Source organism: Nocardia abscessus NBRC 100374, assembly GCF_000308455.1.
GTDB lineage: Bacteria > Actinomycetota > Actinomycetes > Mycobacteriales > Mycobacteriaceae > Nocardia > Nocardia abscessus.
Genome location: NZ_BAFP01000123.1, coordinates 150,848 through 173,992, shown reverse-complemented (window position 1 = coordinate 173,992; position 23,145 = coordinate 150,848). Strand labels below are relative to the sequence as shown.

The window sequence follows — 23,145 nt, the reverse complement described above, 5'->3', positions numbered from 1 at the left end:
CATCACATCCGGAAAACGCCGTAGGAAACGGGTTCGAGCGGGGCCTGCGCGCACACCGACAGCGCCAGCCCGAGCACGGTTCTGGTGTCGGCGGGATCGATGACGCCGTCGTCCCACAGCCGGGCGGTCGCGTAGTAGGGGTTGCCCTGGCTTTCGTATTGGTCCCGGATCGGTGCCTTGAACGCTTCCTCGTCCTCGGACGACCAAGGCTGCCCGCTGCTGTCGAGCTGGTCGCCCCGCACCGTCGACAGCACCGACGCCGCCTGCTCGCCGCCCATCACCGAGATCCGGGCGTTCGGCCACATCCACAGGAACCGCGGCGAATACGCGCGCCCGCACATCGAGTAGTTGCCCGCGCCGTAGGAGCCGCCGATCACGACGGTGAGCTTCGGCACGCGCGCGCAGGCCACCGCGGTGACCATCTTCGCGCCGTGCTTGGCGATGCCGCCTGCCTCGTAGTCGCGGCCGACCATGAATCCGGTGATGTTCTGCAAGAACAGCAGCGGAATGCTGCGCTTGTCGCACAGCTCGATGAAATGCGCGCCCTTCATGGCGGATTCGCTGAACAGCACGCCGTTGTTGGCGACGATGCCCACCGGATGCCCGTGGATGTGCGCGAAACCGGTGACCAGGGTCTTGCCGTATTCGGCTTTGAACTCGTGGAAGCCGCTCTCGCCCTCGGGTGTGCCGTCGACCAGGCGATGGATCACCTCGCGCACGTCGTACGGGGTGCGTAGATCCACCGGCACCACGTCGTAGAGCTCGGATTCCGGCGCGGCGGGCGCGATCACGGGCCGGACGTCCCACGGCACCGGCGTGCGCGGTCCGAGGGTGGCCACGATGCGGCGCACGATGCGCAGCGCGTCCTGGTCGTCCTCGGCCAGGTGGTCGGTGACGCCCGAGGTGCGCGAGTGCAGCTCGCCACCGCCGAGTTCCTCCGCCGTGACCACCTCACCGGTCGCGGCCTTCACCAGCGGCGGGCCGCCGAGGAAGATGGTGCCCTGGTTGCGCACGATCACGGCCTCGTCGCTCATCGCGGGCACGTAGGCGCCACCGGCGGTGCACGAGCCGAGCACCGCGGCGATCTGCGGGATGCCCTTGGCGCTCATGGTCGCCTGGTTGTAAAAGATGCGCCCGAAGTGCTCCCGGTCGGGGAACACCTCGTCCTGGCGCGGCAGGTAGGCGCCGCCGGAGTCGACCAGGTACACGCACGGCAATCGGTTCTGCAACGCGATCTCCTGCGCGCGCAGATGCTTCTTGACCGTCATGGGGTAGTAGGTGCCGCCCTTGACCGTCGCGTCGTTGGCCACGATCACGCACTCGCGCCCGGACACCCGCCCGATCCCGGTGATGATCCCCGCGCCGGGGGACTCGTCGCCGTACATCCCGGTCGCGGCCAGCGGGGAGAGCTCGAGGAACGGGCTCCCCGGGTCCAGCAACTGGTCCACGCGCTGCCTGGGCAGCAGCTTGCCCCGCGCGACGTGGCGATCGCGCGCCTTCGCCGGCCCGCCCAGCGCCGCGGCGGCCAGCCGGGCGCGCAGGTCGTCGACCAACGCCGCGTGCGCGGCGCGGTTGCCGACGGCCTCTTCGGTAACGGTCATCACGCCATCCTGTCGTCCAGTTAGTCGCCGATAACTAAAATTCAGGTTAGTGTTGATTAACCGAGATGTCCAGGTCGGCGGAAAGGAACGCGTGTGACCAGTGCCGAATCCGTCGCGCCCACGCGTCGCGAGCAATTGAAGGCGCAACGCAGGGCACAACTGCTGGAAGCCGGGGCCCGGTTGATCGCCGATCGCGGCTTCCTCGGCATGCGCTTGGACGATCTGGGCGCCGCCGTCGGCATCAGCGGTCCCGCGGTCTACCGGCACTTCCCGAACAAGGAGGCGCTGCTGGTCGAGCTGCTGGTGGGGGTGAGTCAGCGCCTGCTCGACGGCGGTACGGCGGTGGTGGCGGGCGCGAAGTCCGCCGAGCGGGCGCTCGCCGGGCTGGTCGACCATCATCTGGACTTCGCGCTCGGTGAACCGGAGTTGATCCGCATCCAGGACCGCGACCTGGACAACGTGCCGGCCGCCGCCCGTCGCGAGATCCGCCGCACCCAGCGTCGATACGTGGAGATCTGGGTGGGCGTGCTGCGCGAGCTGCATCCGGAACTACCCGAGGAGACGGCGCGGGTCCAAGCCCACGCCGCCTTCGGCCTGATCAACTCCACCCCGCACAGCGCGGGCAACGCGACCGCGGCCCGAGCCCGTCCGGTGCTGCGCAGGATGGCGCTGACCGCCCTCGGGTGAGCGCGCCCTCATCGCGCGCTCCACCCGCCGTCCATCGTGTAGGCCGCGCCGGTGACCATGCCCGCCTCCGGCGACGCGAGCCAGCTCACCAGCGCCGCGACCTCTTCCGGCTCCACCAGGCGCTTGATCGCGCTCTCGGTGAGCAGGATCTTCTCCACCACTTCCTGTTCGGGCACACCGTGCGCCTTGGCCTGGTCGGCGATCTGCTTGTCCACCAGCGGTGTACGCACGTAGCCCGGGTTGACGCAGTTGCTCGTCACGCCGTGCGGGCCGCCCTCGAGCGCGGTGACCTTGGACAGCCCCTCCAGTCCGTGCTTGGCCGTCACGTACGCGACCTTGTATTCGGAGGCGCGCAGGCCGTGCACCGAGGAGATGTTGACGATACGTCCCCAGCCCTGCCGGTACATGTGCGGCAAGGCCGCGCGCACCAGCAGGAACGGCGCCTCGACCATCAGCGCGAGCAGATCGCGGAACCGCTGCGGCGCGAACTCCTCGATCGGGCTGATGTGCTGCACCCCGGCGTTGTTCACCAGGATGTCGATGTCGAGTTCCAGCTCCTCTAGCGACGCGACGTCGAGCAGATCCACCGCCCACGACTTGCCGCCCAGTTCGCGGGCCACGGCCTTCGCGCCGACATCGTCGACGTCGGCCACCGTGACGGTGGCGCCGCGCGCCGCGAGCGCACGGGCGCACGCCGCGCCGATGCCGCTCGCGCCGCCGGTGACCAGGGCGCTGCGCTCCGCCAGATCGCTCATCGCACGGTCACTTCGGCCCGCGCGCCGACGCTCTCGGCGTCGGCGTGATCGATGCTTTCCAAGCTCAGCCCCTTCGTCTCTCGCCCGAAGAACACGGCGATCGCGCTCACCGCCGCCGCGCCCGCCAGGTACCAGGCGATCGGCACCGCGGAGTGGTAGGTGTTCAACAGCCGGACGGCGATGATCGGCGCCAGCGAGCCGGCCACGATCGAGGTCACCTGATAGCCGAGGGACACCCCGGAGTAGCGCATCCGGGTGGGGAACATCTCGGCCATGATCGCGGGCTGCCCGGCGTACATGAAGGCGTGGAAGATCAAGCCGATGATGATGGCGGACATGATGATCGCGTTGTGGCCGCTGTCCATCATCGGGAAGGCGAAGAAGCCCCAGGTGCCCGCGGTCAGCGCGCCGATCAGGTAGACCGGTCGCCTGCCGAACCGGTCGGACAGGTTGCCCACCAGCGGGATCGTCACGAAGTGCACCGCGTGCGCGGCGAGCAGCCACCACAGGATCACTGCGGTGTCGGCGTGCACCTCCACCTTCAAGTAGGTGATTGTGAACGTGACCACCAGGTAGTACATGACGTTCTCGCCGAAGCGCAGGCCCATCGCGGTGAGCACGCCGCGCGGGTAGCGGCGCAGCACTTCGACCACGCTCAGCGAGGTGGACTTGATCTGCTCGGCTTCCTGCTGCGCCGCGACGAAGATGGGCGCGTCGGTGATCTTCGTGCGGATGTAGTAACCGACCAGCACCACTACCGCCGACAGCCAGAACGCCACGCGCCAGCCCCAGCCGAGGAACGCCTCGTCCGACAGCGTGGAGGTGAGCACCAGCAGCACCACCGTCGCCAGCAGGTTGCCCGCGGGCACGCCCGCCTGCGGCCAGCTCGCCCAGAAACCGCGGCTGCGGCTCGGGCTGTGCTCGGCGACCAGCAGTACCGCGCCGCCCCATTCCCCGCCGACCGCGAAGCCCTGGATGAAGCGCAGCGCCACCAGCAGCGCGGGCGCCCAGTAGCCGATCTGCCCGAAGGTCGGCAGGCAGCCCATCAGGAACGTCGCGCTGCCCACCAGGATCAGGCTGAATTGCAGCAGCTTCTTACGGCCGTACTTGTCGCCGAAATGCCCGAACACCACGCCGCCGAGCGGGCGCGCCGCGAAACCGACCGCGTAGGTCACGAACGCGGCGAGGATGGCGTCCAGATCGCTGGTGTCCTTGGCGAAGAACACCTTGCTGAACACCAGCGTGGCGGCGGTGCCGTAGAGGAAGAACTCGTACCATTCCACGACCGTGCCCGCCATCGATGCGGCCACCACGCGGCGCAAACCGCTGGTCGTGCCGCCCCGATCCTCCGCCGGTGTCGCTCCGGCGCTGTGCTCCCTCATCGCGCTACTCCTTCGTGCCCGGGGCCACACTTCGGACTCCGATGTGACGGCCCCCACAATGCTTGGCTGCACCGAGTATTAGTGCAGACGAATTGCGCCGCAATGACCATTAATGCAGTTCGGTTCTGCAAAGATGCAGATACATGCGGCTGCGGCAGCATTCAGGCTGAAGTCGGCAGGCGTTCACGGCCCAGGACGGGCGCGAAGTCGGATGCGGCCCGGCGCGCGATCTGGCGCGGCGACGTCCGTGACCGGCTCGGCGGCGAAGAGCTCTACGTGGTGACCCGGATCAGGTTCGTATCACGGTTCTCGATCTCTTCGGTCGTGTTCGGCGGGGCGGACGGGCGTACTCGGTGCAGGGCCGCGTAGCCCGCGGTCGCGAGGACCAGCGCGACGAATATGCCGAGGTTGCTGCTGCCCAAGCCGCCGGCGCGGGCGGCTGGAGTGAACAGATATCCGAGCAGTGGGCCGATGTTCGGATCGGGGGAGGTGATCAGGCCGAACCCGACGATGGTCGCGACGGTCAGGCAGCCGATCCCGGCGCGGTTCACCCTGCCGTAGGCGCCGAGCGGGCTGAACAGGGCCGTCCGGTCGTAGCCGATGTGGCGGCGCTGCCACAGGTCGACGACGAAGATTCCGGACCAGGCGGCCATCACCACCGCCGTCGTGGTCAGGAATGCCTGGAACGGGGCGAAGAAGCCCGGAGCGGCGAAGACGACATAGCCACCCGCGCCCGCGATAAGGACCGCGTCGATCAGCACGGTGTAGTGCCTTGGCATCCGCACACCCAAGGTCTGCAACGCGAGGCCCGAGGAGTACAGGCCGATGATGGAGCCGGACACGAAACCCACCAACGCAAGGATCAGATACGGCACCAGGAACCAGGTGGGCAGATGGGCCGACAAGGCGCTGATCGGATCGGTCGCGGCCCTGGCCGCGACCTCCGGGTCGCCGGCGGCCAGCAGCGTCCCGAATCCCATCAACACGACGGCGGGCGCGGTGCCGCCGAAGGTGATCCATCCCACCAGCGCGCCTCTGCCGGTCTCGCGTGGCAGATAACGGGTGTAGTCGGCCGCGCAGTTCACCCAGCTCAGGCCGAGCAGACTGGCGGTCAACATGATCCCGCCCGTGAACGCGCCGAAACTGGCCTGGCCGTGCGCCGCGAACGAGATCTCGGGCAGCGTCAGCCCGCAGTAGACCACCGACAGCGCGGTGAATACGAGGGCGAACCACTTCTGGATCCGCAGGATCACATGGCAGCCGTAGATGCCGACCACCGTACTGGCCAGGACGACGAGGCAGAGAGTGACGACCATGAGCGGTCTGGTATCCATCTCCGGGTCGAGCCGATGGGCCACAGTGCGGGCCGCGAGGGTCGCCAGGACCGCCGAGAAGGTCTCCCACCCCACCAACGCCAGATAACTGATCAAGGTCGGGACCTTGTTGCCGTGAAATCCGAACGCCGCGCGCCCGGCCACCATGGTCGCCGCCCCGCCCCGCTGCCCGGCCAGTGACACCAGAGCGAGCAGCAGGAACGACAGCACCGCACCGGCCGCCGCCGCCAGCGCTGCCAGGTGCCAGTCGAGGCCCAGTGCCATGACATACGGACCGAACGACATCAGCAGCACGTTGCAACTGGTGCCCGCCCACGGCCAGAACTGGGCGCGCGGTTTACCTCGACGCTCCTCGTCGGTGACCCATTCGGCGCCTTTGCGCTCGACGGACCACTTCGAAGATTTCGCTGAAGCCGTTGAAGCCATTGCCATGCCGAGATCCATTCGCCGAGGGCCGCGACCGGCTGCGGGCACCGGGCCCCGGCCATTCGATATACTTGTATATCGTGCCGTTAAGTGATGGCTCATTGTATGGCGGTGGGGTGCTGGGTGGAACCATCGTTGACGGAGCAACTATTGAGGCGCAACGGATCTGGTGCTCAGGACTAGTACCCGGTTTCGATTCGGTAGCCGTTACTGAAGCGCAGATCGCACCGTTGGTCGCACTCTGGGTGATGTGCCGGGGGCATCTGACACCTGATCAACGAGCCGTTATCGGAAGGCGTATGGCCTGGTGATGCAGAACTAGTGGTGCTGACAACCTGCGCCTCGACCGGGTAGTCGCTCGATGGTGTCGCCGCCACGCTTCATGGCAGATGGGTTGCTGTGCGGGTGTCCGGCCCACGATCAGGCGTCGGTCCGGCCCAGACGGGTCGGACCACCGTTGTTGTTCCTTGTGCCGCCTGTGCCGGTGACGCGGTGTAGAAGAGGCGAGGTCACGGGCCGGTTTCGAACAGTTGCCGGAGCGGCGGGCGGTTCCGTTCTGCGAAGATGCAGAGATGAGCCCGGCTTCCGCGGGGTCTGCCCGGCGTCCCAGCGCCGATGACCTCCTCGTTCTGCTCGCGGTCGGTCGGTCCGGCCGCTTCGTCACCGCGGCCGAGGAACTCGGCATCAACCACACCACGATCTCCCGCCGCATCGCCGCGCTGGAACAGACCCTCGGCGGCCGGGTGCTCACCCGGGTGGCCGGTGGCTGGGAGCTGACCGATCTCGGCAGGGAGGCGCTCGCCGCGGCCGAGGCGGTGGAGTCGGCCGTGAAGTCGCTGGCCGCCGACGGGAGCGGGAACCGATCGCTGGAAGGGGTGGTCCGGATCTCGGCGACGGACGGCTTCAGCGCCTATATCGCCGCACCCGCGGCCGCCGAAGTGCAGCGGCTGCACCCGAAGATCACGGTGGAGATCGTGGCGACCACCCGGCGTGCGTCGCAACAGCGTTCGGGACTCGACCTCGAGATCGTCGTCGGGGAGCCGCAGGTACACCGCGCCACCGCCACCCACTTGGCCGACTATTGCCTGGGCCTCTACGCCTCGCGCGATTACTTGCGCGACCACGGCACGCCCGCGACGATCGACCACTTGGCCGAGCACCCGCTGGTGTACTTCATCGATTCCATGCTCCAAGTGGACGACCTCGACCTCGCCTCCAGCTTCGCCCCCGCGATGCGCGAATCCGTCACGTCCACCAATGTTTTCGTGCATGTGGAGGCCACGCGCGCGGCAGCGGGCCTCGGCCTGCTGCCCTGCTTCATGGCCGACCGCCACGCGGATCTCGTTCGCGTCCTGGCCGATTCGGTGACCGTCACCCTCGGCTATTGGCTGGTCGCCCGCGCCGAGACGCTCCGCCGCCCGGAAGTGGCCGCCGTCGTCGCCGCGATCCGCGCCATGGTCGCCGACCAGCGCGACATCCTTCTCGGACGCCTGGGCTGACTTTCGCCGAGCGAACATCGGCGGTCCGAGCTGCGGAGCACACAGGTTCACCTGCGCTCCTGGACGCTTTCGCCCGAGATCTGTTTGGCTGGTGGCTTCAACGGTCTCAGGGAGGTACACACCTATGGCGCTCATGCACTGGGGATTCATCTACACAGCGGCCGGCAGCGCGGCTGGCGGCGATGTCAGCGTCGTCGACACCGGAAAGTGCCGAACTGTCCTCGTGGGGGTGGAGAAGCCAGAGGAAGGCATCGAGGTCGCGCGCCGCCTGGTGGACGAGGGAGTGCAACTGATCGAGCTGTGCGGAGGGTTCGGGCCCGTTTGGGCCGGGCGCGTCATCGAGGCGATCGACGGTGTGGTGCCTGTGGGCACGGTCGGCTACGGGCCTGAAGCAGTCGACCAGGTGCACGCTATCTTCTCCTGACCGCATGCCGCAGGGCAGATCGCGTCTGTTGTTGTCCGGGTCAGGCCGTTCGGGCGAGCGTATCGAATCGGTGGCGGAAGTGTTCTGCGTCGTCTCCCCGTGTGCGGGTGGCGGCTCCGCGGACCGGGCGTAATTCGGCCAGGAGTCGCGGAGAGTTGACGGGGCCTTCCAGGAGAGTCAGGGCGGTGTGCGCTTCGGTGATCGCCGCGGCGGTGTCGCCGAGCCCGGCGAGAGCGGCGGCGAAATAGGCGCGGTAGGAGGTTTCGTCGCGTGGAAAACAACTCCCGTGGGTGACGCTCTCGCGGTACAGCTCGGCGGCCCGGCCGTGGTGCCCGAGCATCCGGAGTCCTCGCGCCTCGTGGGCGTGCAACTCGGCCTCGTTGACGTGCTCCAACCATGCCGGGTCGTCCGGGCTGTCGAGACCGCGATCGGCCTCGCGCCATACCCGCGCCATCGCGCGATCGAACTCCTGCTGGTCACCGACGGCCGCGTACGCGATTGCCTCCTCGGCGGCCTTCAGCGCGTTCATGCGAGCCGACGGTATGCCCCTGACGAGTTCTGTCGAACGCCGCGCGAGGCGCACGGGCTCGGCAAAAGAAGCGGGAGAGGACGCGGCGAGATTCGCGAGGTCTCCGAGGGCGGCGGCCAATAAGGCATTGTCGCCGCACTGTTCGGCAAGCAGAACGGATTCCGTGAGGTGCCGCCAGGCAGTGCCCGGTCGATTGCTGTCACGGGCCAGCCAGGCAACGGTATTCGACAGCCATCCGGTCGCACTCACCAATTCGGCTCCCAGGCGGTGGCCGTACGACTTGGAGTCCAGCAGCCGCCGTACCGAAGCGTATTGCCGTGCTGCGTAGTCGAAGACGCCGCCGCCTCCGCGCTGGTTGTCGTGCTCCCACAGCCGTTGCGTGAGCACACGAATGTAGGTGACATGCCCGGCGCCGACTCGAATCGGTTCAGCCGCCTTGGACGGCGGTATGGAGACTCCCGCCACTGCCGTTATTGTCGCTGCCAGGCCGAATTGTCTGCGGTCCACGTCATCGACTCCTTCGCCACCCCCGTAGTCGATGGTCCCCGTATCGGGTGTCGCGAGCAAGAGGGGCAGCAGCGCGGAGCGGGGGATCCCCAATGCGTCGGCGGCTCGGACCAGTTCGCGGATGTCGAAGATGGTCCCCACTTCTCCGCGTTCCACCCGGCCCGCGTGGGTGCGATCCCAGTGCAGGAGCGCACCGAAGTCGGCTTGGGACAAGCCCATTTCTTTTCGAACGAGGGCGAGGGCTTGACCGGGCCGCCCTTCGGCGAGCAACTTGCGGAATTGCGGCGTCGTCCACACGCCGTCCATCGCGTTGTCGATCACTTTCGGCCCCCTATCCCGAAATTTGCTGTCCTGCGCGAACTTTAAGCACAAATCCGCAGGCAGCGAGGGGCAACCGCAGATATCGCACACCCGGTGTCGTGCGCTTGACAGCGTCGCGATGTTCCGTGCGTTCCTCGAGGCTCGAGATGCGCGCGCCGTCGGGGTGATGTCGTGTCGGCACGGCACTCCGGACGCGGTGAGCCGCGAGCGGTGGCGAAAGCCCCCGGCGGCGGGCGCACCCATCGAACGAGAGGTGATCATGAAGCCGAAAGTGGTCGGATACCTGCGCCGCGACATTTCCGGGCGCCGCGCGCGGAGGCACGAACTGGAGATCCGCGTGCTGGCGAGGTCGTCGGGTTTTGATCTGGCACGAACGCTGGTCGCGGGCCCGACCGCGCCCGCGTCGCTCGAGGCGCTGCTCACCGTGATCGGCCGCCTCGGCGCGATCGCGGTGATCACCCCGTCTCGGGACCATTTGGAAGACCGCGCGGACGCGATCATGTCGGTGTGCGGGCTGATCACCCTCGATTCCAGGCACATTCCACCGCAGGGCACGGGGCAGCCCGCCGCGCCATGGCCCCTCGGCCCCCGCATGGGCGGTCGAACGGACGTCTGACGTGATCCATGCCCCGCGTGAGTCGGGCAAGCTTCCGTTTCTCGCGGTCGGGGTGGTACGTTCACTTCGTTGAATGATCGTTCAATCAATGGAGTGTCTGTGGGAAGTCGACGAGAACAGGCGGAGTGGCGGCGCGAGCGCTTGCTCGACGCGGCGTTGGAAGTGTTCGCCGACAAGGGGATCGACGGGGCTTCGGTCAAGGACATCGCGGCTGCGGCCGGGGTCGCGCCCGGCCTGCTGTATCACTATTTCGCCGGTAAAGAGGCGCTGGTGACAGCGTTGCTGCGGGAGCGCGGGTTCTCGCGGCAGTTGCGCGAATCGCTGGAGCAGGCGGCGGGCAGCCCGGCGACCGAGGTCTTGCCCCGGGTCATGCGCGAATTCGACGGCGTCCTGGCCGCCAATGCCAAGCTGATCAGGCTGTTCTTCGCCGCCGGGCATTCACACGAGAACGTGCGGGCGGTGCTGGCGGAGTTCGTCGGGGAAGGGCAGGCCGTGATGGCCGAGTATCTGCGCTCCCGTGTGGCAGCGGGGGAGTTGCGTGACCATGACGCGCACACGACCGCGACCGCTCTGTTCGCGACGCTCGCCGTCGGCCGCAGCACCGGCATCCCGGTCGATGTCGCCGAGCTGGTGGGTCTCGTGCTCCACGGACTTGTTCGAAGCGCGCCATCCGAAGAAGGAGAGATCGCCGGTGCATGAAATGAACGTGCAATGCTGCGTGGTAGGCGGCGGCCCCGCCGGGATGATGCTGGGCACGCTGCTGGCCCGGCAGGGTGTCGAAGTGGTCGTGCTGGAAAAACACGCCGACTTCCTGCGCGATTTTCGTGGCGACACCATCCATCCGTCCACTCAGGAACTCATTCACGAACTCGGCTGGCTGGACGAATTCCACCGTCTCCCGCACAGCACCATGGATCGCGTCACCGTCGCTGTCGGCGGCACGCCCGTGACTTTCGCGGATTTCCGGAAACTGCCGGTCCGCAGCCCGTACATCGCGTTCATGCCGCAATGGGAGTTCCTGAACTTTCTCGCGACCAAGGCCGCGACCTTCCCAGGCTTCCGGCTCCTGCAACGCACGGAAGCGACCGATCTGCTCATCGAGAACGAACGAGTCCTCGGTGTGCGGGCGACCACCGACACCGGAAGCTTCGAAATCCGCGCCGATCTCGTCGTGGCCGCTGACGGCCGCCACTCGCGTATGCGAGAAGCGGCCGGTTTGCAGGCAGCGGCGAGCTCGCCGCCGATGGACGTCCTGTGGTTTCGGCTGTCGCGGCGAGCGACGGACCGGGTCGAGTTCTTCCAAGGCGGTAAAGGGGCGATGGTCGCCATCGACCGCGGGGACTACTGGCAGGTGGCATACACCATTCCCACGAACGCCTACGAAGAATTGCGCGCGCTCGGCATCGGCGAGCTACGCGACAGAATCAGCGCGCTCGCCCCCGCATTGCGGGACCGCGTCCACGAACTCGCCGATTGGGACGACATCCATCAGCTGACGGTCCGTGTCGATCGGCTCGGCAAGTGGTGCCGACCGGGCCTGCTCTGCATAGGTGATGCCGCGCACGCCATGTCACCGGCGGGTGGCGTCGGCATAAATCTGGCCATCCAGGACGCCGTCGCAACCGCGAACATCCTCGGCCCGAAACTGCTCGCCCACACCCTGACCGACGCCGATCCGCCCCGCGTGCAGGCCCGCCGCCAACTGCCCGTCAAACTGACTCAACTGTTTCAGCTGGCCATTCTGCGCGACCTCTACCCCAAGAATCTGCACGACGACACAGCCACCCACGTCCCGCCGATCTTCCGGGTTTTCCGGCGGCTGCCCGTGTTGCGCCACGCGGTGGGCCGATTCATCGGACTCGGCGTTCGGCCGGAACACATCCGCACCTGAACGCCGCCGTAGACGAGCCCGGTCGAGATCGAGGTTTCCGTTCTTCGTGATCGGTCAACAATTGACAGCGGGGCGGTCGACGCCCGTGACACATCAGATCCATTGCCCGGCAGAAGAACTGGCCGAGCAATGCGCCCGTCTGCGCGCCGCCGGCTGCTTGCCCTGAGGCATGGCAGAAATCGGGCCGTCGCCGCGAGAACGTGCGGCGCCGGCGCGTCCGAGCGCAGTTCGAACCCTTCCGTTATGTCGATGGTGTCGTCCACAGAGTGCTGATCGGCAATGCGCACAGGCCGTCGCCGAAGGGCAGTTGCTGATCGCCGCAGTAGAGGACGAAACCGGCGTGGAATCGGTCGCCGAGGCGGTTCTGCAGGATGCGGAGAGCCCGGAAGTCGTCAGTGCGGACGGTTTCGGAGGCTTTGACTTCGATCGCGATGATGCGGCCCGCATTGTCTTCGAGGATGGCGTCGACCTCGTAGCCGTCGCGGTCGCGGTAATGGTGGAGCCGGGCCATGGTCTGGCTCCAGGTGAGTTGGCGGGTCAGTTCGCCGAGAACGAATGTTTCGAGGAGGCCACCGGTCGTGGCATCGTTCGTGACGCCGGAGAGCAAATGCGCGGCAAGCCCGCAGTCATTGAAGACAAGCTTGGGTGTGGCGATAGCCCGGGCTGTGGCGTTCGAGGACCAAGCCGGGATGAGCCGGATGAGGTAGATGACCTCGAGCAGGCTGATGTACTCGCGAATGGTAGTGACCGGGACGCCCAGATCTGCGGACACGCGTCGGTAGTTGAGTAGCCCGCCGCTTTGCCCGGCCAAAATCGCGATGAGACGGCGCATGTCGGCACTGCGCTGAATGTCGGCGACTTGATGGACGTCGCGACTCATGATGTCATCGAGATAGGACTTGAAGAACTGGCCGCGTCGGCGGGGCGCGGTTCGACGGATCGCTTCGGGGTAGCCGCCACGGGCGGCGAGATTTGCGTAGTCTCTGCGTCGCAGTTCTGATCGCACGGTCCGCAAGCGGCTGCCTTCGGCGAACGCCGCATCGACGAAACCGTCCGGCATCCCGTCGATCTCGCCCTGGGACAGCGGAAAGAGCTCGATCGTTTCGGAGCGTCCCGGCAAGGAGTCGGGCAGTGCACTCAGACCGAGCAGTCTCGCCGAACCGGTCAACAGGAACCGGCCGGGACGGGGGTCTCGGTCTACCGTATTCTTGATCGCCAGCCAGAGTTCGGGGACACGCTGAACTTCATCGATCAACATCGTGCCGGGCTCATCGAGGAAGGCCACCGGGTCGGTGGCGGCCGACGAGCGGGTCCGGGGATCGTCCAAATATCTCTTGACAGCAGGGCGGCCGACCAAGCATCGCTCAGCGAGTGTGCTCTTTCCGGTTTGGCGGGCGCCGTTGATGATGACGACACGGGTATCTGCGAGAGCCTCCTCGACCAGGTCGGCGGCTCGGCGGGGCAGGTAGTCGACAGCTTGGCGCATAGGGCGATCGTATCGCAAACCGACGATCTGCCGACAAAATGTCCGATCACCTGCCGACCACTTGCCCGTTGATTTGCCGATACTATTGCCGTCGATCTGCCGATATATGCGCCGATGATCTGCCGATAGTTCAGATGGGAGAAACGGGACCCCGCCCTCACCATCGCGGCCGACTTCGAGGTCAGAAAGCGGACCAGCCATTGGTGGTTCGGAGGTTGCGCAAGGGCGCCGTCGGGTCAACCGGCCTGCGGGTGTGGCCGCCGCTCGACCGTGTTCCTGGCTTGTGCCCATACTTCCTCGGCTTCGAACCCGGCGGCCTGCCCGAGTCGGTGGCGAGCCCGACCCGGCCGCGCCACTTTCCCCTTGCCGCCAGGGCGGCATCGACATCCCGGACGGCGACCTCCGTTACTGCATGGCCGGATCCCCGGCTTCCGGCATGCCTCGGCGACGGCTCGGATCGGTGTGTGTCACGTCACCGGCTCCGGACGGAAACGGGGTTTCCCGCGCTGTCGATCGGTCAACAAACCATGCGGCGGACCGCCGGTCGGGGGCGCGGACGCCGACGACGACTGAAACCATTGCCCGGCACCAGGACCGCGTCCGATCAGGGCGCAGAAGGAGGACAAGTGCGATCCATCCGAGCCGGTCTCATCGCCGTGACGCTCGTTGCCGCCACCGTGGCCGGAGCGAGTTCGGCGCATGCCGATGAGGCCCTGCCCGGCGCACCGAAGGACGAGATCATCTCGGTGGACATCAACCTGCTGGGCTGCTCCCTCGGCGCCGGACTCGGCCTCGACCTCCTGCTGGCTCTTACCGCGGGCAACGGTTCCAGCACGACCATCGGCTCCGGCCTGGCTACCCGCCTGCGCGCCGCGGGCTGCCTGCCCTGGCAACGCTGATCCATAGCAGAGTTCGACGGGGATGCCACCCTGATCCGCGCACCAGCGGCGGGTGGATTTCATCGAGCGGCGACGGACTCCGGCATGCGGTAGGGCTGCTTTGTCTCGAGTATGGCGTAGAGGACGTCGCAGCGTCGTCGGGCCAGCGCACCAGACAATGCCTCCGCACGCACTGAGCGAAAGTCTTGGATGCTCAGTGTTTTGGCCGAAGTGTCGAGAGTGCCAAGGGTGCAGGATTATGGGGACGTGAGTACTCCTGCACCCGGGCCTGTCTTCGACGTGATCGCCGTGCTGAACGGCGCGGTGGACCTGCGATCCTATCCGCGCCGGAACCTGGTCCTGAGCTCGCCTCCGCGAGTGGAGCTCCGCACCCTAGGGGACAACAGGCCCGCGATCTTCGAGCCGGTTGTCCACCTGCTCAATGGGATCGAACTGCTCGAATCCCAGGGTTGGGAGCTGGTCAGCGTGATCGAACGGAGCGTCGACAGCGAGAGAACCAAGGAGTGCTGCCTGATGGCGTTCATGCGCCGCCCCTGATGTAGACCGGTCGGCCGGACGTCTCTGAGCCACCAGGATCTTTCGGAGCAGTGGTCTGATCGCGGTGCGCGGCCGGGAGGTCATCCGGCCTGTGGGTGCGGGCGCAAGTCGATCGTGTGGCGCGCCCGTGCCCACACTTCCTGGGCGTCGAACCGGGCGGCCTGCCACGAGTCGGTGGCCAGGCCGACTCGCCCCCGCCACTTCCGCATGATGTCGGCGTGCACCGGCCAGCGCACGAACCGCCGCATGTCCTTTTCGGTCTCCCACACCGAGATCGAGCCGCCGCGTGCCTCCGACGGTCGGGCCCACAGCCACAGGCCCACCGCGCCGTGCATCACGGGCCAGTTCCGGCCCAGCCGCATCCCCGTCTTGTAGATCTCCTGAACGTCTTCTTCGGAGGCGGCCAGGAAGTCGGTGACGCTGACGAACACCGGACCTGCGCTGTCGTGGCGGGGACCGGCTTGCCAGGGCATGAGCACGGTGCCTTCGGAAAACGGCGGTTCACCTGCCGCACCGTGCGGGTCGGCGGATTCCTGTAGGGGATTAGTAAGCACAAGCAGATGGTAAGCTTATGTATATCAAATCCGCAACCGCGCGCTGTCCGCATAAATAGGTATATGCATGGTGAATCTATGTGGGATCGGTACGTATTCGATGAGGCTGGTTGCCGTGCGGCAAGCGCAGCTGAGGTGACAGCGCCTGTCACCTGGACCCGCCTTCGGCAACGGTGTCGGTAGGCCGACAGGGAGTCGGTCGCGCAGGCGGGATTCCGAACTGCACGGTCTGCGCCACAGTCGTCAGCCCCTACAGGCTGGAGCGGCCCGCAACTACGCCCAGGCAAAGGCATACCCGGCGGGAACGCCGCGTGCTACAAGGGCACGGTTCTCTCGGCGAATTAGGACGGTAACTGTCCTATCTCCGCGACACAATCGAATCATGAGCGAAACCGAATCAACTGCCGGACAGCCGGATCAGGCCGACATCACCGACTACAACGATCCGAACGCGCCGTGGAACCAGGCTTGGGACCAGCAGGACAGCATCGCCAACTGGAACGATGATGTGATCAAGGAGTTCCGGGAGAACTCGGGCAAGGTGGGCGGTGCATACGCGGGCGGGGACCTCATCCTGCTCACCACCACGGGAGCCAAGAGCGGCAAGCGGCACACGACTCCGCTGGGGCCCCTGTACCGGGACGACATCATGTTCGTGAGCTCGTTCATCGAGGACAAGTACCCGGCCTGGTGGTACAACATCAAGGCGAATCCGCAGATCACTATCGAGCTCCGGGACAAGACCTACCAGGCGACCGGCAAGGTGCTCGAAGGCGCGGACTACGACGAGTTCGCGGCCTGGGTGCTGGCCAACAACCCCCTGCTGGCGGACTTCCAGTCCAAGGTCGACCGGCCCATGCCGCTGGTCGTGCTGACCCTCGACGGCGGGAGCTGAGCGACCTCTCAGGGGCGCAGAACGTTCTGCGCGAACCTGCCTGCAATGTTGCCGGGCGGGATTGCCCTGCCCACGCGTTCCGCCCAGCGGCGGTCCAGTCGCCCGCAACGAGTACGTACTCCAGTGCGCCGCTGGACGCATCCCGGATGACGTGCCACCGGTGGTCGCCGCGATCTTGACCCGGCACGCACCCGCCGCCGCGAAGATGAACGCCTTCTTCTGGAGGCTGTTCGACGGCGACCTCCACGCGGAGTACCCCGTATATATGAGGGAGATTGAGCCGATGCGCCCTATCTTCGCCTCAACCGCGCCAGCTACAAAGGTGCCTGGAAGCCGCCGATCTTCTGCTCGAGTAGTTCGGCCAGCCGCAGCGGGGTGCGGTCCTCGAACATCGGACCGATGAGCTGCACTCCCACCGGCAGCCCCTCGGGGGACCGGTCCGCGGGTATGGCGGTGGCGGGCAGGCCGGGCATGGTGGCCACACCGGCCCAGACGAGCTGGTCGAAGTACGGGTACTCGATGCCGTCGATGTCGATGTGCCGGTTCTCCAGACCTCCGTTGTGGTCGTGCGGGAAGGCGGGAGTGGGCGTGATGGGGCACACCACGGCATCGAACTCGGCGAAGAGCTGCCGCCAGCCGTGGCGGTGGAGTTCGCGACGGTTGTTCGCCTCGACCCAGTCGCGGTGGCTGAGCACCATGCCGCGCAGCCGCGCCGCATCGAGACTATGGTCGTCCGCGCTCAGGGCGGCGGCGTGGGTCCGCAGCTGTTCGTACACGTCGACGGAAATACTTGCGGCGGCGTTCGACAGCATCAGCAGCATGTAGAGCGTCGCCGCTTCGGTCGGATCGGGCAGCAGCGGACTGCGCCGTTCGACGCGGGCGCCCTCGTCGACGAGCGCCTCGGCGACCCGGTTCACGCCCGCCCGCACCGCCGATCCGGTCGGAATTAGCGGATGGTCCTCGATGATCAGGACACGGAAGTCGGCCAGCCGCTCATGGCGCGCGGGCGGCAGTGCGACGTCGTAGGCGACGCCGTGGGTCAGCGGGTCCGGTCCGGTCATCACGTCGAGCAGCAGCGTGAGGTCGCGGGCGGTGCGCGCCATCGGGCCGACGACGGCGAGGTCGAGGTCGACCGGCAAGGCCGGCGCGGGCGGCGCGACCATGCCGCGGGTCGGCGCCAGCCCGAGTGTCGGCTTGTGCGCGTAGACACCGCAGAAATGCGCGGGGGTGCGCAGCGAACCGGCGAGGTCGGAGCCGATGGACAGCGCGCCGAATCCGGCCGCCAGGGCCGCCGCCGAACCGCCGGACGACCCACCCGACGTGCGGCCGTGATCCCACGGATTGTTGGTGGTGCCGTAGATCTCGTTGAAGCTCTGGATATCTCGCAGCACCACCGGCACATTGGTCTTACCGAGCACCACCGCGCCGGCCGCCTTCAGCCGCGACACCTGTACCGCGTCCTCGGCAGGCACGTAGTCCCGCTGCGCCGGCATGCCCCAGGTCGTGGGCAGCCCAGCGATGTTGTACGACTCCTTGACCGTCACCGGGATACCGAGCAACGGCCGATCCTCACCGCGGGCGCGCGCCTGGTCGGCGTCGCGTGCGGCGGCCCGCGCATTATCGAAGTCCGGCACACAGATCGCGTTGATCGCTTTGTCGTCGCGCTCGATACGGGCGATCGCCTCGTCGGTCAGTTCCACCGAGGTCACCGCACCGACACGCAACGCAGCCGCGAGCTCCTCGGCCGACCGGAAATTCCACTCCATGAATCCGACGCTATTGGCCTGCGGCAGAGGACATAAAATGCCGCTTCGCACAACGGGAAAGTCGAACGGACCACCTGCATTGGTGAAGTCACGCACTCGTTGTGCCATCGAGGACGGCCGACTCCAGGTCACAGCGTCGGCAGTGGGCCAACTCCATTAGCGCAGGGCATGAAATGCCGCTTCGCGCAACGGGACAGATATCTCAATCCTCATCATGTTCCTCTCCGGCCGCGGACTATCCGCCCGACCGCCGGCCATGGCGACGCGCGGCGGGATCGGTGTCGGCCTGGAAGTTCTCAGACACCCGCGCGTACTTCGCGAGGCTGTGCGATGTATGCCCGGACAACTTCATCAGTACCGGCGTGGACGCCCTTCTCCGCAGCGTGGGTCAACCGCGAGTGCCGCAGCTGGTGCAAGGTATAGGGGCAGTCGTTGCGAGGCGGTCCATGGAGTGCACGATCACGGTGTCGCCGTCGCGGACGAACCCGATCAGATTGCATAAGCAGGTATATGCCTAGGTGAATTTACGGATGCGGGGCCGGTACGTATTCGATGAGGCTGGTTGACGTGCAACAAGCACAACTGGTGACAGCGCCGTCACCTGAACCCGCCCTCGACAACGGCGTCGGTAGGCCGACAAAGAAGTCGGTCGCGCGGCGGGATTCCGCAACGCCACGAACCAGAAACTCCATCCTGATGTCCATCAATCCGTTCAGCCTGTTCGGCTTGGTCGCTGCACTCGACAGCCGCAATATATGGAGGAGCAGAGGTGCGGAAACCATCCGCGCGATGGCGCCTGCCGCAACGCTCGGATTCACGACCGTTCATCAGTAGGTTTCAGCTGGTGCCCAGTGGTCGGGTGGCCATGGACAAAGTGCGCTGACCGACGAGAACCGGCGCGGAGCGGGCGTTTGCGACGCCGTGTCACGGAGTTCGGAGAGGACTCCGTGACACGGCTGTTGCTGCGGGTCGACATTCCATCAGGCGGCGTCGAGGGCTGCGGTGATCTTGCGGGTCATCTCGGCCAGGGTGGGGCTGGTCTCGCCCTGGTGGGTCCGGGTGGCTGCGCCGACGGCGACGAGGACGGTGCTGCGGAAGTTGTCGGCCTCGGCCCGATCTCGCTTCGCGAGCAGGCTCATGGCGGCGGTCAGGGCGGGCAGCACCTGGTCGGCGAGTTCGGCGACGGACTTGCCGTTCAGGTGGATGTCCTTGGACTTCGCGGCGAGCACGTGCCCGACCAGGCCGGTCGCCGACGACAAGGCGATGGAACCGTTCGTGGCGACCTTGTGGGGCTTGCCGGTGGCGTCAGCGGCGGCCATCAGCGATACGGCACCGTAGGCGGCGGTCCGCAGGGTGCTCTTGTCCTGGTCGGTCAGGGTGGCGGACATAGTGTGCTCCTTCAAAGACGTTGTACTGCAATGTAATTGAACGGATCGATGGTGGAATGCGGTCGGGTTGGTGCCCGGGGTACCTGGATTGCTCGAGGTGGCGGGGTACGTCACGACGACGGCGAACGCTGCCGCCCGACCGGTTGTGAGCCCGTTGGTTATCGGCTCGGCGAACCCTGCCGGTCATGGGCGGCTGCCGTCTCGCGGACGGCCTCGGCGATGGCGCGGAAGTCCTTGCGCAGGAGGGCCCCGTGGTTGCTGTCGACCTTCGCGCTGATGTGGATGTTCGGGTTGCGGCCGGTCACCGCATCGAGGCTGGTGCGGATCCGTTCTTGCTCGTCACCGCGGCTCCCGAAGGACGTCCCCGAAGCAACCACATACCGCACCGGCACGGTGATGTCGTCGAGCACGGCGCCCAGCTCGCGCTCGCGGGAGAGCCTGCCGAGCTCGATGTTGCTGTCGGCCATCTGTTCGGCGGTCATCCGCGGGGTCAGGCCTGTCGGGCGCAGCAGCGGGGTGAACCAGCCCAGCCGCTTGAACAGCTTGCGGATCCGCTGCTCCATGGCCTCGTCGAGCCAGTCGTACGGGAATGCGCCGTCGACCAAGACCGCGCCGACGGCACGATCCGGATTCCGGCCGGCCCAGTGTGCCGCGACGACTGCCCCGTAGGACCAGCCCACCACCAGCGCCCGGTCCACACCCCTGGCCGCCAGGACGGCATCGACATCGCGGACGGCGACCTCGAAGGAATAGTCCGCCGAACGCCGGGATTTGCCGCGGGCCCGCTCGTCGTAGGTGATGTGCCGGAACCCGGGACCGAGTTCGGCGATGACCTTCCGCCAGTTCCTCTGAGTGGCGAACTGGCCATTGAGGTAGACCACGGGAATGCCGGGACCGCCGGTGTCGGTGACGGCCAAGGCCGTATCGTCGACCAGCACCATGCCGGTCCACTTCGAATCGGTCGAGGAAGTGTTGTCCTTTGTCATGGCAACCACTCTCGGCGTCTGACCTGACAACATCCTGACACCAAGCTGACACGGCCACTGACACGGTGTTCCACCTGGATATCCGGTGTTTTACGCGCCGTTCTACCGGAACCCCCGGTGTCTCGCTCGAGGTGCGCGGGCGGCTCGAGCACGCCTCCACCGAGACCGGCCAGATGTACCTGCTCGCCGACACAGATCCGCGCTGCCCGCCGTCCATGACTCCGCCTGTCGCCGTGACTCGGCCCGTCGTTGCCGTGACTCCGCCTGGTGCCGTGGCTCGGCCGTGACTCCGCCGGTCGCCGTGGCTCGGCCCGGTCGCGGCCGTGACGCCGCCCGTCGACGTGACTCCGCCCGCCGTCGCCGTGACTCTGGGCAATGGCGCAAGCAATCGCAAGCCTCCGGATTCGCTGCGCTTGCCGACTCGTAGGCGGCGGGGGTGGGGCGTCCCGCTGGTTCGCGTCCCGGCGATTCGTCGCGTGATCTGTGGCCGACCGCGACCTAGGGTGAATGGATGGCCTCTCTTTCCGATCCCGACGTGCGCGAGTTCCTCAGCCACGGCACCCGTACCGGCAAGGTGGCGTTCGTCGCCGCTGACGGCAGGCCGGTGGTGAGTCCGGTGTGGTTCGTCCTCGACGGGGACGAACTGGTCTTCAACACCGGCAAGTCGACCGCGAAGGGTAAGGCGTTCGCCCGTGACGGGCGCATCGCCGTGTGCGTGGACCTGGAGGAACCGCCCTACGCGTCGGTTCAGTTGCAGGGCTCGGTCACGCTCTCGGAAGACCCCGACGAACTGCTGCGCACGGCCACCGAGATCGGCGGGCGCTACACGGGCGCGGACCGCGCCGAGGAATTCGGCAAGCGCAACGGCGTCGCCGGGGAACTGGTGGTCCGGTTGCGGCCCACGAAGGTGATCGCCCACTTCGACGCCACCGCCTGACCGGCCGGATCGCCGCCGCGCATTCCGCCGGTAGTCGGCCTCGCCGAGGCGCATCCGCTAGTGGTAGTCGAGCTGATTCGCCGCCGGTGCCCGGTGCGCTGATCTGACCCAGGTCGGGGACCTCGCAGCACCCGGCGCTCGCGTCCACGACGTCGCGCACCTGTGTTGGCAGTATCTGGATCTCGGACCCGGTATCGACGACGTCGCCCAGGCAGCGAACCACCTACAACTGATCCGCAACACCTATGGCCTCAACGACCATCAGGCTGTCGTCGACACCATTCTCTGGTGGCAGCAGCGCTGCCGGCGCGGGATCGAGTCCCGCGCCGCCGCCGGCGAAGCCGCCATGACCGCACTACGCGACACCGGAACCGTCGAGGCAATCCGCGCCGCCCATCACTGGGTGCACAGCCACCGGAATCAGTTGACCTCGACAGCCGACCCACCCAGGTGCCGGAACTGAAGCAGCACCGCGCGACATCGCCGCGGCCACGCGATGGACCTCGCTCGAATAGTCCCGGTCTCAAAAGTGTTGCTCCACCGACAGGGCTCTGGCGCTCGGTCGCCGGGTAAGCGGTGGGCGGCGGTCAATACACTCGCGCGCATGACCGTGCACTTCATCGGGGCCGGGCCGGGCGCGGCCGATCTGTTGACGGTGCGCGCGGTCGAGTTGCTGCGCGCGTCGCCGGTATGCCTGTACGCGGGGACCTACCTGGATCCCGACGTGCTGGCGTACTGCGCGCCGGACGCCGAGCTGGTCGACACCCAGCACCTGGACCTCGACCGGATCACCGACCGCCTGGTGCACGCCACCTCGGAAGGCAAGGACGTGGCCCGCCTGTGCTCGGGAGACCCGTCGCTGTATTCCGCGCTGACCGAGCAGACCCGCAGGCTCGACGCGCACGGTGTGCCGTGGGACGTCACGCCGGGCGTGCCCGCCTATGCCGCCGCGGCGGCGGTGCTCGGCACTGAGTTGACGGTGCCGGAGCTGGTGCAGTCGGTCGTGCTGACCCGCACCCAGGCCCGCTCCACCGCGATGCCCGAGTCCGAAGCGCTGGCGAACTTCGCCGCCACCGGAGCCACCCTCGCGCTGCACCTGGCCATCACCCGCGTCCGCGCCTTGGCCGCCGAACTGGCCGCCGACTACGGCCCGGACTGCCCGGTCGCCGTCGTCTACCGCGCCAGTCAACCCGAGCAACTGGTCCTGCGCGGCACCCTGACCGACATCGCCGACCAGGTCGAAGCCGCCGGACTGCGGCAGGCGGCGGTGATCCTGGTGGGCCGCGCGCTCACGCCCGCGGTGTCGTGCGCGCAATCCCACCTCTACGACCCCTCGCGGGTGCGCGGGTCCGCCGGTGCGCAGCGCGGATGACAACGGTGCCGGTGGACGCGAGCGTCGGTCCACAACGCGGACGGTCCACCGAGGGCGGGTGCCGTAGGCGCGTGCCTCACCTCGTCACGAAAGTGCCCAAGTGGCGCAGGAGTGACGTGTGTGAGAACCGCAACATCGGCTGGCGAACTCACTGCAATGCCCCTGCCAGCGGTGATGTTTGCTCGCTATGTCCGATGGTTGGTCGGGTGCCGGAGGCGACGGTAGATTGATCCGGTGATTCGCAAAGAAGGTCCCGGCGGAGCCGGTCGGTGGGTGCTGGGCACGGTCGAGCCCATGTAACAAGGCCGGCATGTTGGACAGATAGTTCAAATGAACATTTTTTGCCTGATTTG

General features: G+C 67.1%; 22 protein-coding genes. 12 read left to right on the top strand and 10 right to left on the bottom strand.

Annotation, left to right across the window (positions count from 1 at the left end):
- Positions 1-2: 2 nt before the first annotated feature.
- Entirely contained in the window at positions 3-1,601 is a 1,599-nt protein-coding gene (locus ON19_RS25905; RefSeq protein WP_043698175.1) for a carboxyl transferase domain-containing protein, read from the bottom strand.
- A gap of 93 nt (positions 1,602-1,694) precedes the next feature.
- Between ON19_RS25905 and ON19_RS25900 the strand changes: the two genes are divergently transcribed.
- Positions 1,695-2,288 (top strand): SACE_7040 family transcriptional regulator, encoded by a 594-nt coding sequence (locus ON19_RS25900; RefSeq protein WP_043698172.1) that lies wholly within the window; start codon positions 1,695-1,697, stop codon positions 2,286-2,288.
- Positions 2,289-2,296: 8 nt separating this feature from the next.
- On the opposite strand, the gene ON19_RS25895 is transcribed toward ON19_RS25900, so the two are convergent.
- The 3 genes from ON19_RS25895 to ON19_RS25885 form a co-directional block, all read right to left on the bottom strand.
- Positions 2,297-3,043 (bottom strand): 3-hydroxybutyrate dehydrogenase, encoded by a 747-nt coding sequence (locus tag ON19_RS25895; protein ID WP_043698169.1) that lies wholly within the window; start codon positions 3,041-3,043, stop codon positions 2,297-2,299.
- Positions 3,040-4,425 carry an MFS transporter gene (locus ON19_RS25890; protein WP_051169307.1) on the bottom strand — a complete coding sequence of 462 codons (1,386 nt, stop codon included), beginning with the start codon at positions 4,423-4,425 and terminating at the stop codon, positions 3,040-3,042. Before ON19_RS25890 ends, ON19_RS25895 begins: the two co-directional genes overlap by 4 nt.
- Before the next feature lie 272 nt (positions 4,426-4,697).
- Positions 4,698-6,191 carry a purine-cytosine permease family protein gene (locus ON19_RS25885; RefSeq protein WP_157229844.1) on the bottom strand — a complete coding sequence of 498 codons (1,494 nt, stop codon included), beginning with the start codon at positions 6,189-6,191 and terminating at the stop codon, positions 4,698-4,700.
- Between the two features lie 566 nt (positions 6,192-6,757).
- On the opposite strand from ON19_RS25885, the gene ON19_RS25880 reads away from it, so the two are divergent.
- Together ON19_RS25880 and ON19_RS25875 are read left to right on the top strand one after the other, a co-directional pair.
- Entirely contained in the window at positions 6,758-7,684 is a 927-nt protein-coding gene (locus tag ON19_RS25880) for a LysR family transcriptional regulator (protein ID WP_051169315.1), read from the top strand.
- A gap of 124 nt (positions 7,685-7,808) precedes the next feature.
- Positions 7,809-8,108, top strand: coding sequence for a DUF6506 family protein (locus ON19_RS25875; protein ID WP_043698163.1), 300 nt, complete (start codon positions 7,809-7,811; stop codon positions 8,106-8,108).
- Positions 8,109-8,148: 40 nt separating this feature from the next.
- Here ON19_RS25875 and ON19_RS25870 read toward each other — a convergent pair whose 3' ends face one another.
- Positions 8,149-9,465, bottom strand: coding sequence for a helix-turn-helix domain-containing protein (locus tag ON19_RS25870; RefSeq protein ID WP_043698160.1), 1,317 nt, complete (start codon positions 9,463-9,465; stop codon positions 8,149-8,151).
- Positions 9,466-9,724: 259 nt separating this feature from the next.
- Here ON19_RS25870 and ON19_RS39200 point away from each other — a divergent pair, with 259 nt between their 5' ends.
- The 3 genes from ON19_RS39200 (at position 9,725) to ON19_RS25855 (ending at position 11,972) form a co-directional block, all read left to right on the top strand.
- The gene (locus ON19_RS39200) at positions 9,725-10,081 is read left to right on the top strand and encodes a hypothetical protein (RefSeq protein WP_157229843.1); all 357 of its coding nucleotides are present in this window, start codon (positions 9,725-9,727) and stop codon (positions 10,079-10,081) included.
- A 99-nt stretch (positions 10,082-10,180) separates the two neighbouring features.
- On the top strand, positions 10,181-10,780 hold the full coding sequence (locus tag ON19_RS39195) for a TetR/AcrR family transcriptional regulator (protein ID WP_086006715.1): 600 nt from the start codon (positions 10,181-10,183) through the stop codon (positions 10,778-10,780).
- A 1-nt stretch (position 10,781) separates the two neighbouring features.
- Positions 10,782-11,972, top strand: a complete 1,191-nt coding sequence (locus ON19_RS25855; protein ID WP_043698157.1) for an FAD-dependent oxidoreductase — start codon at positions 10,782-10,784, stop codon at positions 11,970-11,972.
- A gap of 241 nt (positions 11,973-12,213) precedes the next feature.
- On the opposite strand, the gene ON19_RS25850 is transcribed toward ON19_RS25855, so the two are convergent.
- Positions 12,214-13,659, bottom strand: a complete 1,446-nt coding sequence (locus ON19_RS25850; protein ID WP_227954603.1) for an ATP-binding protein — start codon at positions 13,657-13,659, stop codon at positions 12,214-12,216.
- Positions 13,660-14,084: 425 nt separating this feature from the next.
- Here ON19_RS25850 and ON19_RS25845 point away from each other — a divergent pair, with 425 nt between their 5' ends.
- Together ON19_RS25845 and ON19_RS25840 are read left to right on the top strand one after the other, a co-directional pair.
- Positions 14,085-14,357 (top strand): hypothetical protein, encoded by a 273-nt coding sequence (locus tag ON19_RS25845; protein WP_043698152.1) that lies wholly within the window; start codon positions 14,085-14,087, stop codon positions 14,355-14,357.
- A gap of 246 nt (positions 14,358-14,603) precedes the next feature.
- A complete protein-coding gene (locus ON19_RS25840; protein WP_157229842.1) occupies positions 14,604-14,894 on the top strand; it encodes a hypothetical protein in 291 nt (96 codons plus the stop codon).
- 80 nt (positions 14,895-14,974) lie between these two features.
- Here the strand turns inward: ON19_RS25840 and ON19_RS25835 are convergent, their stop codons facing one another.
- Positions 14,975-15,448: a hypothetical protein gene (locus tag ON19_RS25835; protein WP_157229841.1), complete on the bottom strand. Its 474-nt coding sequence runs from the start codon at positions 15,446-15,448 to the stop codon at positions 14,975-14,977.
- A gap of 382 nt (positions 15,449-15,830) precedes the next feature.
- Here ON19_RS25835 and ON19_RS25830 point away from each other — a divergent pair, with 382 nt between their 5' ends.
- Positions 15,831-16,343, top strand: coding sequence for a nitroreductase/quinone reductase family protein (locus tag ON19_RS25830; RefSeq protein WP_051169302.1), 513 nt, complete (start codon positions 15,831-15,833; stop codon positions 16,341-16,343).
- 314 nt (positions 16,344-16,657) lie between these two features.
- Here ON19_RS25830 and ON19_RS25825 read toward each other — a convergent pair whose 3' ends face one another.
- Positions 16,658-18,205, bottom strand: a complete 1,548-nt coding sequence (locus ON19_RS25825; protein WP_227954604.1) for an amidase — start codon at positions 18,203-18,205, stop codon at positions 16,658-16,660.
- A gap of 471 nt (positions 18,206-18,676) precedes the next feature.
- Here ON19_RS25825 and ON19_RS42215 point away from each other — a divergent pair, with 471 nt between their 5' ends.
- Positions 18,677-18,943, top strand: coding sequence for a hypothetical protein (locus ON19_RS42215; RefSeq protein ID WP_157229840.1), 267 nt, complete (start codon positions 18,677-18,679; stop codon positions 18,941-18,943).
- A 146-nt stretch (positions 18,944-19,089) separates the two neighbouring features.
- Here ON19_RS42215 and ON19_RS25815 read toward each other — a convergent pair whose 3' ends face one another.
- On the bottom strand, positions 19,090-19,497 hold the full coding sequence (locus tag ON19_RS25815; protein ID WP_043698142.1) for a hypothetical protein: 408 nt from the start codon (positions 19,495-19,497) through the stop codon (positions 19,090-19,092).
- Between the two features lie 158 nt (positions 19,498-19,655).
- Positions 19,656-20,483 (bottom strand): alpha/beta fold hydrolase, encoded by an 828-nt coding sequence (locus ON19_RS25810; RefSeq protein WP_043698138.1) that lies wholly within the window; start codon positions 20,481-20,483, stop codon positions 19,656-19,658.
- A gap of 511 nt (positions 20,484-20,994) precedes the next feature.
- Between ON19_RS25810 and ON19_RS25805 the strand changes: the two genes are divergently transcribed.
- Both ON19_RS25805 and cobM read left to right on the top strand, forming a co-directional pair.
- Positions 20,995-21,420, top strand: a complete 426-nt coding sequence (locus tag ON19_RS25805; RefSeq protein WP_043698137.1) for a PPOX class F420-dependent oxidoreductase — start codon at positions 20,995-20,997, stop codon at positions 21,418-21,420.
- Between the two features lie 604 nt (positions 21,421-22,024).
- Positions 22,025-22,792, top strand: coding sequence for a precorrin-4 C(11)-methyltransferase (gene cobM / locus ON19_RS25800; RefSeq protein WP_043698135.1), 768 nt, complete (start codon positions 22,025-22,027; stop codon positions 22,790-22,792).
- Positions 22,793-23,145 lie beyond the last annotated feature (353 nt).

Excerpts from the sequence above, each read along its gene's own strand:
- ON19_RS25905 (WP_043698175.1), bottom strand. The coding sequence starts at position 1,601 with ATGACCGTTACCGAAGAGGCCGTCGGCAACCGCGCCGCGCACGCGGCG.
- ON19_RS25895 (WP_043698169.1), bottom strand. The coding sequence starts at position 3,043 with ATGAGCGATCTGGCGGAGCGCAGCGCCCTGGTCACCGGCGGCGCGAGC.
- ON19_RS25890 (WP_051169307.1), bottom strand. The coding sequence starts at position 4,425 with ATGAGGGAGCACAGCGCCGGAGCGACACCGGCGGAGGATCGGGGCGGC.
- ON19_RS25885 (WP_157229844.1), bottom strand. The coding sequence starts at position 6,191 with ATGGCAATGGCTTCAACGGCTTCAGCGAAATCTTCGAAGTGGTCCGTC.
- ON19_RS25880 (WP_051169315.1), top strand. The coding sequence starts at position 6,758 with ATGAGCCCGGCTTCCGCGGGGTCTGCCCGGCGTCCCAGCGCCGATGAC.
- ON19_RS25875 (WP_043698163.1), top strand. The coding sequence starts at position 7,809 with ATGGCGCTCATGCACTGGGGATTCATCTACACAGCGGCCGGCAGCGCG.
- ON19_RS39200 (WP_157229843.1), top strand. The coding sequence starts at position 9,725 with ATGAAGCCGAAAGTGGTCGGATACCTGCGCCGCGACATTTCCGGGCGC.
- ON19_RS25855 (WP_043698157.1), top strand. The coding sequence starts at position 10,782 with ATGAACGTGCAATGCTGCGTGGTAGGCGGCGGCCCCGCCGGGATGATG.
- ON19_RS25850 (WP_227954603.1), bottom strand. The coding sequence starts at position 13,659 with ATGGCTGGTCCGCTTTCTGACCTCGAAGTCGGCCGCGATGGTGAGGGC.
- ON19_RS25830 (WP_051169302.1), top strand. The coding sequence starts at position 15,831 with ATGAGCGAAACCGAATCAACTGCCGGACAGCCGGATCAGGCCGACATC.
- ON19_RS25815 (WP_043698142.1), bottom strand. The coding sequence starts at position 19,497 with ATGTCCGCCACCCTGACCGACCAGGACAAGAGCACCCTGCGGACCGCC.
- ON19_RS25810 (WP_043698138.1), bottom strand. The coding sequence starts at position 20,483 with ATGACAAAGGACAACACTTCCTCGACCGATTCGAAGTGGACCGGCATG.
- ON19_RS25805 (WP_043698137.1), top strand. The coding sequence starts at position 20,995 with ATGGCCTCTCTTTCCGATCCCGACGTGCGCGAGTTCCTCAGCCACGGC.
- cobM (WP_043698135.1), top strand. The coding sequence starts at position 22,025 with ATGACCGTGCACTTCATCGGGGCCGGGCCGGGCGCGGCCGATCTGTTG.